Origin of the sequence: Siphonobacter sp. SORGH_AS_0500 (genome assembly GCF_031453245.1) — a bacterium.
GTDB lineage: Bacteria > Bacteroidota > Bacteroidia > Cytophagales > Spirosomataceae > Siphonobacter.
Window position 1 is genome coordinate 4,566,518 of the sequence record NZ_JAVIYT010000001.1, and the last position, 14,616, is coordinate 4,581,133.

Annotated in this window: 13 protein-coding genes; 4 read left to right on the forward strand and 9 right to left on the reverse strand. The window is 35.1% G+C overall.

All coding sequences use genetic code 11. The annotated features are described in order from the left end of the window. Nucleotides 1-280: 280 nt before the first annotated feature. The 4 genes from QE357_RS19225 (at nucleotide 281) to QE357_RS19240 (ending at nucleotide 5,180) form a co-directional block, all read left to right on the forward strand. On the forward strand, nucleotides 281-1,408 hold the full coding sequence (locus tag QE357_RS19225) for an ATP-binding protein (protein ID WP_309710870.1): 1,128 nt from the start codon (nucleotides 281-283) through the stop codon (nucleotides 1,406-1,408). A gap of 6 nt (nucleotides 1,409-1,414) precedes the next feature. Continuing rightward, on the forward strand, nucleotides 1,415-1,837 hold the full coding sequence (locus QE357_RS19230) for a response regulator (RefSeq protein ID WP_309710873.1): 423 nt from the start codon (nucleotides 1,415-1,417) through the stop codon (nucleotides 1,835-1,837). 645 nt (nucleotides 1,838-2,482) lie between these two features. Then, complete coding sequence (locus tag QE357_RS19235; RefSeq protein ID WP_307141425.1) at nucleotides 2,483-3,559, forward strand: mannose-1-phosphate guanylyltransferase; 1,077 nt, start codon at nucleotides 2,483-2,485, stop codon at nucleotides 3,557-3,559. 109 nt (nucleotides 3,560-3,668) lie between these two features. After that, nucleotides 3,669-5,180 (forward strand): capsule assembly Wzi family protein, encoded by a 1,512-nt coding sequence (locus QE357_RS19240; protein ID WP_309710876.1) that lies wholly within the window; start codon nucleotides 3,669-3,671, stop codon nucleotides 5,178-5,180. Nucleotides 5,181-5,186: 6 nt separating this feature from the next. Here QE357_RS19240 and QE357_RS19245 read toward each other — a convergent pair whose 3' ends face one another. From QE357_RS19245 to QE357_RS19285, 9 genes are all read right to left on the reverse strand, one after another. Continuing rightward, nucleotides 5,187-5,936 (reverse strand): WecB/TagA/CpsF family glycosyltransferase, encoded by a 750-nt coding sequence (locus QE357_RS19245; RefSeq protein WP_309710879.1) that lies wholly within the window; start codon nucleotides 5,934-5,936, stop codon nucleotides 5,187-5,189. Between the two features lie 258 nt (nucleotides 5,937-6,194). Then, complete coding sequence (locus tag QE357_RS19250) at nucleotides 6,195-7,193, reverse strand: NAD(P)-dependent oxidoreductase (RefSeq protein ID WP_106636908.1); 999 nt, start codon at nucleotides 7,191-7,193, stop codon at nucleotides 6,195-6,197. Continuing rightward, nucleotides 7,190-8,275, reverse strand: a complete 1,086-nt coding sequence (locus tag QE357_RS19255; protein ID WP_309710883.1) for a glycosyltransferase family 4 protein — start codon at nucleotides 8,273-8,275, stop codon at nucleotides 7,190-7,192. Before QE357_RS19255 ends, QE357_RS19250 begins: the two co-directional genes overlap by 4 nt. 8 nt (nucleotides 8,276-8,283) lie before the next feature. Next, complete coding sequence (locus tag QE357_RS19260; RefSeq protein ID WP_309710884.1) at nucleotides 8,284-8,790, reverse strand: serine acetyltransferase; 507 nt, start codon at nucleotides 8,788-8,790, stop codon at nucleotides 8,284-8,286. Continuing rightward, a complete protein-coding gene (locus tag QE357_RS19265) occupies nucleotides 8,747-10,015 on the reverse strand; it encodes an O-antigen ligase family protein (protein WP_309710887.1) in 1,269 nt (422 codons plus the stop codon). Before QE357_RS19265 ends, QE357_RS19260 begins: the two co-directional genes overlap by 44 nt. Beyond that, nucleotides 10,016-11,008 carry a glycosyltransferase gene (locus tag QE357_RS19270; RefSeq protein ID WP_309710890.1) on the reverse strand — a complete coding sequence of 331 codons (993 nt, stop codon included), beginning with the start codon at nucleotides 11,006-11,008 and terminating at the stop codon, nucleotides 10,016-10,018. It lies immediately after the preceding gene. 60 nt (nucleotides 11,009-11,068) lie between these two features. Next, a complete protein-coding gene (locus tag QE357_RS19275) occupies nucleotides 11,069-12,067 on the reverse strand; it encodes a glycosyltransferase (protein WP_309710893.1) in 999 nt (332 codons plus the stop codon). A gap of 7 nt (nucleotides 12,068-12,074) precedes the next feature. After that, on the reverse strand, nucleotides 12,075-12,971 hold the full coding sequence (locus tag QE357_RS19280) for a polysaccharide pyruvyl transferase family protein (RefSeq protein ID WP_309710896.1): 897 nt from the start codon (nucleotides 12,969-12,971) through the stop codon (nucleotides 12,075-12,077). Continuing rightward, a complete protein-coding gene (locus tag QE357_RS19285; protein WP_232793698.1) occupies nucleotides 12,934-14,496 on the reverse strand; it encodes a hypothetical protein in 1,563 nt (520 codons plus the stop codon). Before QE357_RS19285 ends, QE357_RS19280 begins: the two co-directional genes overlap by 38 nt. Nucleotides 14,497-14,616 lie beyond the last annotated feature (120 nt).

A 14,616-nucleotide genomic window follows, 5' to 3' on the forward strand; every position in this document is an offset into this window, starting at 1 on the left:
AATCATTTACAAACCAAACACAGTCGGCACTTAAATGTATTTCTACTTATTTTATAATAAATAATTTAGACTTTTTATTATAAAATTGACTTTTTTGTAGCTAAATTATGTTTACTTATCAGAGCCAGGTTATGAAGAGCCTTTACCTGGTACTGAAGAGCATTGAATGACAAGTGCTTTAAACCCAGCAAAAAAACTTTGTCGGTAAAATCTGGTTCATTTTATATCACTCTTGCTCGTTTGTTTCAGATGAGTAAGAATTCATACATCGCTGATTCCCATGCATACCCCCCCTTTAGCTTCTACCTCCCTGCTTTCGGATCCTACGAAGCTTAAGCTACTTCAAATGATGGAAGAAGTAGAAGATTACGCCATTATACTTCTGGACAACAAAGGCTATATTCAATCGTGGAACAAAGGAGCTGAACGCATCAAGGGTTACTCCGCCCAGGAAATCATTGGCAAGAATTTCAGAGTGTTCTACTCCGAAACCGATCTTCTGCTTGACACACCCGGCCAGTTGCTCTTGGAGGCTGCTTCGAAGGGAAGTGTTCAGCGGGAAGGTTGGCGTGTGAAAAAAGATAAGACTACGTTCTGGGCTTCCATAAGTATTAAAGCCCTGTACAATGAAAAGGCAGAAGTCATTGGTTTTGCCAAAATTACCCGGGATCTTACCGATCGACAACTGGCAGAAAAAATCATTCTTCAGCACGCCCAGCAAATTGAACGCAAAAACAAAGAACTCGAACAGTTCGTCTACATCGCTTCCCACGATTTGCAGGAGCCACTTTTGAACCTGACGAATTTTGTTGAATTGCTGCAATACGAATACGGTTCTTTATTTGATGAAACGGCGAATCTGTACTTCGACGTCATCAGCCAGGGAGCAAGCCGGATGCGAAACCTCATTCGCTGCCTGTTGGATTATTCCCGACTCGGTCAGCAAGCCAAGTTAGTCCGGGTGGATTGTCAGCAGTTAGTGGAGACGGTTATCAGCGACTTATCCGTTCCCATTAAAGCTTCTGGAGCAGAGATTCACTTCGAAAACCTGCCTATTCTGGTGGGATACGCGACCGAGCTTCACCAGTTATTTCAGAATTTACTGAGTAATGCTATCAAATTCCGAAAGCCTGGCGTTTCTCCCGACATCCGCATCACTGCCGAACAAACCGCTGAAGGATGGCGTTTTGCCGTTTCGGATAATGGCATTGGCATTGCTCCGGAATTCAAGGAAAAAATCTTTCTCATTTTCCAGCGTCTGCACGAGCGAGAGGCATACGAAGGCAACGGCATTGGGCTGGCTCACTGCAAAAAAATTGTAGAAATGCACGGCGGAACTATTCAGGTAGAGTCCGTCACTAATCAAGGTAGTACCTTTTGGGTTACTCTTCCTTTTCTTAGCCTCTAATGTTTTATGAAGAAGTATAAAGATCTACACGGCGTATTACTGGTAGATGATGATAAGTTTACGAATCTCATTCACACCAAAGCCATCGAACGTACGGGTATCGATGTGCAGGTAAAAGCGGTATCGAACGTAAAGGATGCTCTGGATTTTCTGACTAGCCAGCAACTTGCCGATTCGGTTCGTCCCGGTATTATTCTGCTTGACATTAACATGCCCGGCCTGAGCGGTTGGGATTTCATGACTGCCTACCATCAGCTTGAAGAAAAATACAAAGTGAAAGTGATCGTTACAATGCTCACCACTTCCCTGAATCCCGATGACGAAAACCGGGCTAAACTCGACAATCAGATTGTAAGTTTTCTACACAAACCTCTTCGCCCCGAGATATTCTCCCAATTGGTGGAAGAGTATTTTGAAAAAGAGGATTAAAGCATAGAAAGACCCAATACCCCAAAGGAGCGAACCATTTTTTCATAAATAGGTCGCTCCTTTTTTCATAAACATTCTCCTGAGTATCAATCCCTTTGTTACGTTATATCCCGCGTTTTTTACCCCTATTCCTCCTGCTTCCTTCCTGACTGGTAAAGATACTCAGCTAAATTATTATAAAAAATATACAATTTATCCAGCAGAACTGAAGCAGCGGCTATCCCCTTTTATCTTCTAGGTCTGCCGCATTTAATAATCTGAATTATACCTTTCTTCGTATATATTTCTCACCATCAGCCCAGTATAAAACATATCATTCGATAAAAACCAGAGATATGCTTTTAGAATTTACAATTTTATAATGTAAAAATAGGCTCAACAAACTTTTTTATTCCCTGATAAATCCTATTTTTGTTGTATGCAAGATCGCCATCTGCATTCCGCCAACGATTTAAACCGCCATATTTTTATGAATGCTTTGTTAATTATACCTGTTCGTGATTTGCCCATGCCGGACAGCCAGCCTTTTTAAATTTCATTACCCCACCTGAGCCCTCCAGGGGCTATACTTTTTCCTGAACTTAGACCTAAGTAGAACAAGAGGCTTTCCTCTGTTTTGCTTCTAAATGCATCCGCCCGTTTAAAATGAGTTCACCCCATACCTATGTAGTCATTATGGCCGGGGGCGTAGGCACCCGATTCTGGCCTTTCTCCCGTCAGAGTTACCCCAAACAATTTCACGATGTATTAGGCGTTGGCCGCACCATGCTGCAAATGACCTTCGATCGACTGGCAGAAATCTGTCCTCCTGAAAACGTCTACATTGTTACTTCTCAGGAATATTACGATTTAACCAAACAGCAGTTACCCCAGCTTTCGGATCACCAAATTCTTTTGGAACCCTCCCGTCGCAACACGGCTCCCTGCATTGGGTATGCCTGTTATAAAATTGCCGCCCGTGACCCTCAAGCCAATATCGTCGTTACGCCCGCCGATCATTTAATTCTTAAAGAACAAGAATTCGTTGACCGGATTAAAGTGGCTCTCGATGCTACTGAGAATTCAGACTTGTTGGTTACGCTGGGTATTACCCCTACTCGCCCCGATACGGGTTACGGCTACATTCAGTTTGATGACCAAGCCGAAGGAGAGGTAAAACGCGTGAAAACTTTCACCGAAAAGCCTCATTTACAGCTGGCTCAAGCTTTCTTGGAAAGTGGCGACTACGTTTGGAATGCCGGTATTTTTGTCTGGAATGCCAATTCAATCCGAAAAGCTTTTGAATCCTACCTGCCCGAGCTTCACGAGGTCTTCGAAAAGTTGGAAAATCATTACTATACCGAAAAAGAAGCTGAAGACCTGCTCCAGCACTATCCTCTTTGCCAAAGCATTTCCATTGACAATGGTGTGATGGAAAAAGCCCAGAATGTGCACGTCGTATTAAGTGACATTGGCTGGTCGGACTTAGGTACGTGGAAGTCTCTTTATGAGGTAAGCGAAAAAGACGAAAACGGCAATGTGATGGATGGACACATTGTGACACATAACACGACAGGTTCCATCATCAAAACACCTAAAGAGCGATTGGTAGTGGTTGAAGGCCTCCAGGACTTCATCGTTGCTGAGTTTGACAACGTACTAATGATCTGTCCTAAAGATCAGGAACAGAAAGTAAAAAGCTTCGTGGCCGATGCCACCACTCGTGGGGTTGAGTTTGTGTAACCCTTTGAATGATATTCTTCATATCATCTAAGACAAACCCGGAAAACCTTCTTCTGGTTTTCCGGGTTTGTCTTTAGTAAAGAGTATATTCTTTTTGAACTACCGCCATATGCAGCTTTATCGACTTTTGGGTTACTCCCTTGGGTGCCTTCTCTGTTTCCTCTGTCATTTCCCTGCCTACAGTCAATTCAATCGTCCCGTCTACGACACCACGGTAACGCGGGGTATTCGCTATAAAGCTGAGTTGGGTGGATTGGTTTCTACGAGTTCCCGTACCCCCTTTTGGCTACGGTCCAATCAGTTTGGTACTGTTCCATTTGAATCCCCATCAGCCCTGATTACCTTAGGAGCTACGGGCTTATGGGGAGACGCAACACAGAATCGAAAACCTTATCTAAAAGCAGGTGTAGAAGCCGTAGGAAACCTGAATCGCTCTTCCCGCTTGATCTTACCTGAAGCGTACGCGGCGGTTAGGCTAGGTCATGCCGAGTTGTATGTAGGACGTCGCAAGGAAATCAATGGCATCACTGATACGCTCCTTACTTCTGGTTCCTATGCATGGTCAGGTAATGCGGTTCCAATTACTCAAGTTCGCATCGGTACTAAAGATTACGCTCCTTTAAAATTCACTAAGGGTGTTATTTCTTTGAATGCATTCATCAGTCATGGATGGTTTACCAATACCGACTCTATGCAGAATGTCTATTTACATGCGAAAGCTTTATTTGTACGCATTGGTAAACCTACCTGGAAAGTACGTTTTTACGGAGGAATGAATCACTTTGTTCAGTGGGGCGGATACTCCAGGTATTTAAATAATAGCTTATCTAATAATGGATATTTACCTTCTGGCTGGGGAGCTTATAAAAGAGCCTTCTGGCCGAGTAAGATAGAAGAAAAAGGAGGGAGTGGTTTTACTGCTTTCGATACCGCCAACCGTTCAGGTAACCACTTAGGATCCGTGGATATAGCTCTAGAGCTTAGTCTTCGACGCTCCAATTTTCTGTTTTATATTCAACGACCCTGGGAAGACATGTCTGGGGTAGTTTTTGGTAATTTACCAGATGGAACATACGGAGTACGTTGGCAAAACCGCACTACAGAGCCCATACGTAGTTTTCGATTAACCAATATAACGGCTGAGTTTGTCACAACCCTTAATCAAAGCGGTCCTAAGTATCCCAAAGGTAATGATGATTATTTCCATAACTATCAGTACATCAATGGATGGACAAACGAACGACGTATTATTGGGACTCCCTTCATCACTCGATGGATGGATACTGCTCCCAAATGGTACAATTTGCGGGGTCCTTACCGGAACTTCTCGATGATTGTTAATAATCGTATTCAGGTAATTCATATTGGAGCCATAGGGCAGCTGGCCAATGGCGTTAAATTTCATGCTTTGCTCTCTCAGAGCTGGAACCGAGGTCGTCCCTTTAGTCCAGAACCCATACCAGGGGGAGTTAAGCAATTTTCTGGTCTACTAGAAGTAGTCGTACCAAGTGGCTTGTGGGGAGGATTGGAATGGAAAGGCAGTCTAGCCGCAGATGCAGGCCAATGGCTTACTCCATCAGTAGCTGGCATGCTCACTTTACGGAAAACAGGCTGGTTTTAAACCCGCTTAAGTTGTTTTCAGCCGCTTTTTAGTAAATAGCTCTTTAGTTAATAACCACAAATAAGTAGTATTTGTAACTGCATAGCGTTTAAATAAACGTTTGGGTTCCTGAACCAGTCGATACAACCATTCCAGACTTGCTTTTTGCATCCATTCTGGAGCTCTTTTCTGCATGCCCACCATTACTGGTAAAGCTCCTCCAATACCAATCATTGTTGCCTGAATCCGCCCTTTCATGGAAGCCATCCATTTTTCCTGTTTAGGACATCCTAGAGCTACAAAGATCATTCTAGCCCCACTAGCATTAATTTTATCCACTATTTGCTGATCTTCTTCGGCAGTTAAAGGTCTAAATGGCGGACTATACATGCCTGCTACTTGCAAGGAAGGGTATACTTTTCTAATATACGCATCTGTTTGATCCAACATGGCCTGAGTTCCTCCATAGAAATAAACAGGCAGCTGTAATTTAGATGCTTCTGTCAATAAATCAGGTAGCAGATCCATCCCTGCAACACGGTCTTGCTGAATTCCATGCACAAGCTTCAATCCCCAAGTTAAAGGCATTCCATCTGGAGTCACTAAATCTGCGTTATTGACTACCGACGCAAAGGCCTCATTATTGTAAGCTTCTACTAGCATATGTACATTAGCAACGCAACAGTAAGCAGGAATTTGGTTGCATGCCATATATACAAGCTTATCAATAAAGCTTTGATAAGGGCCCGAGCTAATTTTAATGCTAATGAGTTGCATGTATTTACAATTTAATGCCTCTATTTAAGTGTGTTTTAATGCTTTTTGCCATTCTCAACTCAGCATAAACGCCTTATTATATATATTCTACATCTGAAATTCCATCATATTGAATTAACAGATTAGAGCATAATCAATACTTTTATGAAAAATAGGTTAAAGGACATTGCTATTGATGTATAAACAATTAGTTTTAATTAATTTAATTACGTTAGAAATGATGTAATTAAATTAATTAAAACTAGTATTAGTACAACGCTACTTACTATTCCAATATTCAAAATGTACTTTGCCTTCGCCTTTCAACCAATTAATGGTTTCCTTTACGTTATTAGATAAATCAGGATTATATTGACCAAAAGTATCGACAGTTAACTTTGTCGGAGCAGGATAATCCTCAATCATATTATCTAAACGTTGAGAATATAATGGGAATGGAACTTTAAAAGTTCTAAGAACGTCCCCCACTAATGCCACACTTTTAAAAAGTACGTAAGGAGCTCTTTTAACTTCTTTACCATTCAACTGCATAGAAATTTCATTGAGCCATGAATAAGAATCTATAGGTAAATCTCCCACATAAAATGTTTTCTTATCTACTACTTCAGAAGGTGCAATTAAAATATTATAGATTTGATGTACAATATTTTTCACATACCCATAAGTTCTAATAACTTGATTATTCGTAGGATGAGAATATAACCCTTTATCTATCATTCGCCACAATTCAACAGGGTAACGCATATGCCAAGGGCCCCAAATATTAGCAGGTCTAATAATTGTCCACAAGCATTTTAGATCTGCAGAATGCGTATACTTTTCTGTAAGAACTTTACTTTGACCATAGACGGTATGAGGCTCAAAGTCATACATATCAGAGGGAAATATCTTACTTTTAGATTTATAAACGTACTGAGTAGAAGTAACTATTATTCTCTCAATAAAATTACACTTTTTAACAACATTGAGTAATCGGCGAGTTCCTTCATGATTTTCCAGATAATCTTCAAGTTTGTCACTCAAAGTATCCGTTCTAGCGGCTAAATGAATGACAGTATCTGGTCTATAGTCATTGAATATAGCTAGTACTTCGTCTTCATTCATTATATTACCCTTAACCCAATAGGAGTTGTGGCTGTCTTTTAATGGATTCTTTTTATCCAGGTTAATTATTTTATCATATCCTTTTTCTAATAAAAAGTCAACTAGGTTTGTCCCTATAAAGCCTGAAGCACCAGTAATCAGAATTGATTTCATTTCAGTGAATTAAAAAAATTAACAATATTATTCTCGAATTTTTCAAGAGAGTAATTCATCAAATAGCTATTACGGGCATTTAAACAAATTTCTTCGTATCTAGTGGGATTCTCAAAAAGATACAATATTGACTTTTTCATACCTTCATAATCATGAATTTCATGGACATACCCATTATAATCATTCGTAATTTGATCAGGAACACCTCTCCAATTAGTTGATATAGCAGGAATACCACAAGAAAATGCCTCAAGTATAACAGTGGGAAAATTCTCATGTTCAAAAAATGTAGGAAATAATAATACATTTGAACTAAACATAAGAGCATCTTTATCATTCCCTGTCTTAACTCCGTAATATTCAATATAACCTTCTTTGACAGCCTCTTCAATAGCTTTTTCTTCAATAGCAGAAAAGGTTTTTCCAATTATTCTTCCTATTATTAATGGGTTAATTGAATTGCATTGCTTAACAACTTCCAAAAAGTCTAATATCCCCTTCGTTTCTCGGCATACACCAATAAATAGAACAATAAATTTATCTGAGAGGTTTCTTTGTAAGGAGTCCCTATAAATATTTTCTACACCATTGGGAATAACGCTTATATTATGAGACTTCAAGAAAATTGGATCACTTTTTCCCAAAGAACTAAGGCATATAGAATACTCAGGAAAAAAAAACGCTTTTTCAAACATGAGTCTAATAGTACCCTTGAGTTCAGGATATAGGCTAGCTATTCCACCAGCATGGAAATGAAATATTATTTTTACTTTAAATAATCTCGCAAAAAACAAAAGAACAATATCTCTAATAACAGGTACACGTTCAGAACCAGATGGTGGATAATATAAAAAATCCGGTCTATTAAAAATGATATTATAATTTATATTAATAAATAATTGAAATAACTTTATAATTTTTTTAAAACTAACAGATCCATTTTCACTCATTTCTTCACTGAAATTCATCCTGATAAACTTATAATTTATCGAGTTTTTTTTCAGCGTATCAATCATTCTTGCAATATTAATACTCTGGCCTCCATAGGGGGGAGGAGTTTGACCCACAATCAAAAATTTCATAATAGTATTTATAAGCTATCAACATTTAAATATTTGATAATTCGAGCTGGATTTCCAACTACTATACAATTAGCAGGAACATCTTTTACCACGGTAGATCCTGCACCAATAGTAACATTATTTCCAATCGATATTGGCCCGATTATGCAAACATTAGCACCTACATCAACGTTATTACCTATTCTAGGGCAAGTAGAATAAGAGCCATCTGGTAATTGCTTATTCCCTATCGTTGTACAATGTCTCAGAACACAATTTTCTCCAATAACAGTACCATCATTAACAACTAAGGCATGTCCATGAAAAACAACTAGTCCTTTACCTATTTCAGTTTTGTAGGGTATCTCTATTCCTAGAATCCATTCCACAAATACCCTATAGGCGATTAGATATGGCACCCATATAATAAATAGAAATTTATTATTATACGGAATGTGCGAAATTCTGAACAGAATTAATATAATCTGCCCTTTAATATTTTTTTTGTTCCGTTTGTAATCTTGAAAAATATTCATGAGAACTATATTTCTTTTCCTTTAAAATTGAAAAAACAGATAATATATAATAATACATCATATAATCAAAGTAAATCATCACATTATCAGTTATTAATAATATAAAAAGGAATATAAACATAATAAATATGTATCTACTATATTCTACACTTTTAAAAAACATAAATAACCATATAGTATAACCAATAATTCCTAACTCTAAAAACCATCTAAGCAATTCAGAGTGAAGGTTAGTTACGTTATTTATTTCGTTCCCATACTGAATTAGAATATTATCGACACTTCCAACTCCAGAGCCAAAAATCAAATTATCTTTTTCTAATTCTTTAATAACTAAAGCATATAAATTTTGACGTCCTTGCATAAATGCATTAGTGTAAATACCAAAATTATTAAATAAATAGTCATCATATTGGCCATCAGCTATATTATAATAGAATAGAATTATAACAACAGCAATTAAAGAAAATAAGGATGAAAAAAACTTAATATTAGATAATATAATTCTATATAAAAATGGCAGTTTATATAAACAATAAGCTACTAAGATAGAAAGAAGAACAATTCTCTTAAATCCTAATATTACAAAAATCAGTATAAGTAGGCTATATTTCCAACCTATTTTATAATAAAAACTGTAAAGCAGAAGTAGCGACAATAGAAATGGATATAGATTACTCTCACTCGATACTGAAGAATCTTCAATAGCAGAGAATATTTGACGCCACTCTAAAATAGAATTTAATAAGGACTCTCTTTTTTCTAATACATATCCTCCAATAGTTAAAAATGTTATATATTTAAAATAATAGTCAATCCTATGAACTTTAATTAGTGGAGCTAATAAGTACACTGTTAGTATTGGAAGTATTACAAATAAAGCATTCGCAATTGATCTGAAAGACAAATTATTGCCAAATACTCCTTGAAAGAAAAAATAAACTAAATATAAAATAACATAGAAATACAGAAAATATTTTAAATATAATTTGGCCATTTCTAGCTCATATACAATTCTATTTTTTTTGTTCTGCAAAACTAAAAAACTAACTACTATAGGTAAAGCATATTTTGCATAACGTATATCTGAAATAAAAATAGATATATACGATAAAATAAAATATATATTTAACACTAATAAGAATAAATCGTTCTTGTCCCTAAAATTACCTTCCAAGTAAAGGTTATCATTAGAGCTCGTTTTTATATAACTATTTTTGGCCATTTAGTTTTTATTTAAATTCAAAATCGAATAAACTAGTTTCTTTTTTCCGTAAAAACTCATCTTAATAAATGTTTCTATAGCACAATCATATTTTTTAAAAAACAAAAAGTATGAAAATAATCTTTCTAGAAATAAATAATTAAAATATTCTTTATCAAATAGATGATTTAGTTTGCTCAAGATATCATTCTTAACTTTGAATAGATATTGAACATCAAAATTATTGTTCAAGCTGTATCTCACTTTGCTAGATATTATACTTATAACGTTAATTTCTTCTTCGGTAAGATTTAGTGATGAATAATCACAAAATAGTTTGATCAATTTCTTAATATAATCATGATCACTTTCTATATCCTCTTGGTAAGTTGAAGTCACATTTGTATTATGTCGCCTATACTTAACTAAAATATCTTTTAGATTATGAAATTTAGTTTTAGAATATAATTCAATCCATAAATGATAGTCCTCATATTTAGGAAAATCATAAGAGTACTCATTGAAAACTACCTTGCTTCTCATCATTACAGTTGGGTGAGAAATAGGATTATAGAAAAGAAAGGTAGATGTAATTTTTTCTGCCGTGTCGGGTCTATAAATTTTTTTACTATCAGATTTATCACTTCCAAATTGCTGCATAGCACTTCCTATAAGTCCTATTTTAGGATTTCTCTCTAAGAAATTAATTTGTTTTTCGAATCTATCTTCTAAACTTATATCATCTGCATCCATACGAGCGATATACTTATAATCTTTGGACAAATCCAACCCTTTATTCAAAGTATATATCAAACCTTTATTGGTAATATTTCTATGTATAATCATCCTGCTATCATCAATTGTTTCCAATTGTTCAATAGTTGCATCTGTTGATCCGTCATCTAAAACAAACAAAGTAAAGTCTTTAAATGTTTGGTTTAATACACTCATAACAGCTTCATGAATGTATTTTTCTCCATTGTAGACAGGCAATATTACACTAACTAAAGGCATACTCTTAAATTTAAGATGGTAAACATATATTTATCTCGATTTGGCAACAATTAAAGAACACTATTTTAAAATACTACCAAATATGATTTCATATAATCTATCTGCATTAGAAAGTGAAAATCTATTAACTATGTTTAAAAAGATAACAGAACGGATTCCTGATGGCTTTATATTGAAATCATTAAATTCATCGATATAAAATTTTATACTTTCCAGGCGGTTCACTTTTTCTTCTTTCCTTACGTACATTCTTGTTATGGATCTAACAAGTTGATTGCCATAAACTTTCGCAAAAATGTCTATATGGGCATCAGACTCATAAAATATTTTAGCTAATGCCCATAGATTAATTATACAATTTTTATCTTCAACGTATTTCTTAGAATAATCAGGATGGTTATACTTGTAATACCCTTCTTTTACATTTGAATAAGTATTAATTAATAAAATATATCTAAGTATAAAATCCTCATCTTCCTGAATTTTATAAGACTCATTAAACTTTAGTTTATTATCTTGTATTATACTTTTCCTGAACATTTTGCACCATAAGTATCCAAATATTCCTTTAGACTTTAACTTATGAATAAATATTTTCAGGTCCTTCTTTGTCACCCCACGTTCATCATCCATGCCAATAGCAACATTATCACCGTCTATTCTGGCACTACTTTTAATAGATGAATCGTAGAATACTTTAAAACCTTGTACGACCAAGTCTACATGGTTAGCATTTTGTATAAAAGTATCCAACCAAATTTCTTCAACTGAATCGTCACTATCTGCAAAAGTAATCCACTTACCCTTAGCATGAGCGATCCCCATGTTCCTCGCGGAACTAGCACCGCCATTGAGCTTATGCAAAACTGTTATCCTAGAATCAATTCTCGAATATTTTTCGCAAATAGTAAATGAATTATCTGTACTACCATCGTTTATCAATATTAGCTCAAAGTTTCTATAAGTTTGAGCTAAGATACTTTCGATGCATTTTTCTAAAACAGACTCAACATTATAAACGGGAACAATAACTGAAACTTCAGGGTTTTCCTTGTTCACAGCTCTATTAAATTTTTACTTCTTTAGTAGCAACTATTTTCTTAAATTCTTCTTTTAATTCAAAAGGAGCTGCCTTTAACAATGATTTTTGAAGTTCAAATAGATTAATATTAGCAGTAGCTATATCTTTATGGATCTCAAAAAATTCTTCGATAGTATGGTTATTAAGAATCTCTTCTATATTAAATCCATCATAGTAAGGAATATTTATAGAAGAAAAATAATCATTAAATTTAAAGCCATCCGTATGAATGTATCCTTCTTTCACCCATATAGCTGGAATACCATAGGCATGAGCAACAATTACTCCGTGCAATGATGTAGACAAAATATAATCACACGAAGCTATTTGATCTACTACACCTTCAATGTCCTTCGTTACCAAGTCAATTAATTTATACTTAGCAGCATATCTAGTTCTAAATGATTCTACTTCGGTCCAGTGTGGTATAATCCCAAGCTTAACCTTTTTTGTAACTTTCGGCTTATATATCAATGGTAGCAACAAAGCTGGATCACCTATAGCTGGATCATCTTTGAAACCTAACTCTTTTAGCTTTCTGATCGTTTCTTTGCCTCTTACTGCATAAAATTTACCTCCTTTACACGTTTCGTTCTCATTCATGAATCCCGCTCCCCAAACCGTAGTATTACTATTTGACTTAGAAATTACTGAGCCAATTACTAACATTCTATGTCCGAAACTTGTAAAAGAGACTAATGCATGCTCGTTAAGCTTCTTAAATCTAAGGATTGATTTAGCGATGTCCTTAATCGCTTCATCTGTAGGGGTCAGACTAAAATATTGAACCTTTTTTGTACCTACTTTTTCAACCAAGTAAGGATTAAGAGCATCACCAAAGTTATCAACGTGTTTCCACCAGAATACTTTTAACTTTCCCATTAGATAGTAATTTGTTTTTTATTAATGTTTTAACTTGATTTTTTTCTTCATTACTCAGACCGAAAAAATACACGGCTACAAAAAAGAAAAATATAGAGACAGCAAAAGTGAGTAAAAACCTGTATTCAACTTGTATATACTGTACTATTAACCAGCAAATGCTTACACTGACAATTACAGGTATAACTTCTTTTAGTATTACTTTATATAAATACTCACTGATTGATAACCCAGCAATTTTGTGTAAAAAATAAATTCTAAGTATACAAGCTATAAACTCTATAACAATCAGTCCTACTAATACTGAATAATCTGGTAAACCTAATTTCAATAATAAAAAAGCTAATGGGATAGTAAGCAATTGCACACCTCCAACTACAGTTTGATAAGTTTTGATTTTACCGGTTGCTTGTAAAGCTGATTGCAGGCCAATAGTTAATTGATTAGTCATGATTCCAATCAATATTAACTGACAAAAGGTTACCGTATACGGAGGTACATTTTTCAACCAAAGTTCTAAGATATTCTTGATTTCGAAAATTGCAGGAATAGCTATGAAAGCCAGTAAAAAGAAAGCAAACTTACTTCCTGCCATTGACAGCTTCAGCATTTTACTACGATCACCTGCTCCCTCACTCTTCATTATTTGTGGATTCAGAGCTTGCAGCATAGCCGATGAGAAAAAATTCATCTGTGCTGAAACCTGATTAGCTATACCATACGCAGCATTTACTAAGGTTCCAAGAAAAACATTTAGTATAATGGCAAGTCCTTGGGTTTTACCTACACTACATAGGGCTCCAAATAAATTCCAACTGGCGAAAAATCCTAATTCTTTTATAATAGGCTTATCGTAATCTTTATAAACTTTGATAGTACATTCTTTGTATTTATTTAAACATATTATTAAATATATCACTAAAGAGATTGCACTTATAAGTGCCATACTACAACCATAAGTAATCAATTTATCTTTACTTATATAGTATAACCCTATAGCAATACCAAGTTTAATCAGTGTCTCAATTATATTTATCAATGCCACCCATACTATATTTTCGTGAGATATCAATAATCCAGAAAAGGGTACCGCTACTATCGTAAAAAAGACAGCAACTGACATGAAGTGATATATATTTTTGGCCGCCTCTAATCTATTTAGAGGTATATTTAAAATCCCATCAAAAATAAACAATGAACCTAATTCTAGCATACCTACTATACTTAGTCCAATAATAATATGCAAAATCAAGCTATTACTGAATACTTTCCTTTGCATGCTCTCATCTTTCTTACCTTGATAATAAGACAAATACCTCTGGGTTGATGTAGACATTGCTGAATTAAGAAATGACAACATCACTATAATTCCAGCAATCAAATTATATATCCCAAAATCAACAGCACCTAATGCATTTAATACTAATCTTGTTGAATATAGGGAAACACCAATTGTAATCACCATCCTTCCGTATAGAATGATAGTATTTTTTATTACACGTCCCTGAGAATTTTCTTTTTCCATTAAAAAAATAATAATATAGTTATATTACTTTCCTATGATTCAGAATTATATTAGCTATTCTCTTTTATTATTTATTTAGAATAAATAGGGTATTAGATTTTTGAAATACATTAATCCAAT

Bases quoted from the DNA above. Each gene is read 5' to 3' on its own strand.
- QE357_RS19240 (WP_309710876.1), top strand. From the start codon at position 3,669: ATGCAGCTTTATCGACTTTTGGGTTACTCCCTTGGGTGCCTTCTCTGT.
- QE357_RS19265 (WP_309710887.1), bottom strand. From the start codon at position 10,015: ATGGCCAAAAATAGTTATATAAAAACGAGCTCTAATGATAACCTTTAC.
- QE357_RS19230 (WP_309710873.1), top strand. From the start codon at position 1,415: ATGAAGAAGTATAAAGATCTACACGGCGTATTACTGGTAGATGATGAT.
- QE357_RS19260 (WP_309710884.1), bottom strand. From the start codon at position 8,790: ATGAATATTTTTCAAGATTACAAACGGAACAAAAAAAATATTAAAGGG.
- QE357_RS19225 (WP_309710870.1), top strand. From the start codon at position 281: ATGCATACCCCCCCTTTAGCTTCTACCTCCCTGCTTTCGGATCCTACG.
- QE357_RS19285 (WP_232793698.1), bottom strand. From the start codon at position 14,496: ATGGAAAAAGAAAATTCTCAGGGACGTGTAATAAAAAATACTATCATT.
- QE357_RS19255 (WP_309710883.1), bottom strand. From the start codon at position 8,275: ATGAAATTTTTGATTGTGGGTCAAACTCCTCCCCCCTATGGAGGCCAG.
- QE357_RS19270 (WP_309710890.1), bottom strand. From the start codon at position 11,008: ATGCCTTTAGTTAGTGTAATATTGCCTGTCTACAATGGAGAAAAATAC.
- QE357_RS19235 (WP_307141425.1), top strand. From the start codon at position 2,483: ATGAGTTCACCCCATACCTATGTAGTCATTATGGCCGGGGGCGTAGGC.
- QE357_RS19245 (WP_309710879.1), bottom strand. From the start codon at position 5,936: ATGCAACTCATTAGCATTAAAATTAGCTCGGGCCCTTATCAAAGCTTT.
- QE357_RS19250 (WP_106636908.1), bottom strand. From the start codon at position 7,193: ATGAAATCAATTCTGATTACTGGTGCTTCAGGCTTTATAGGGACAAAC.
- QE357_RS19280 (WP_309710896.1), bottom strand. From the start codon at position 12,971: ATGGGAAAGTTAAAAGTATTCTGGTGGAAACACGTTGATAACTTTGGT.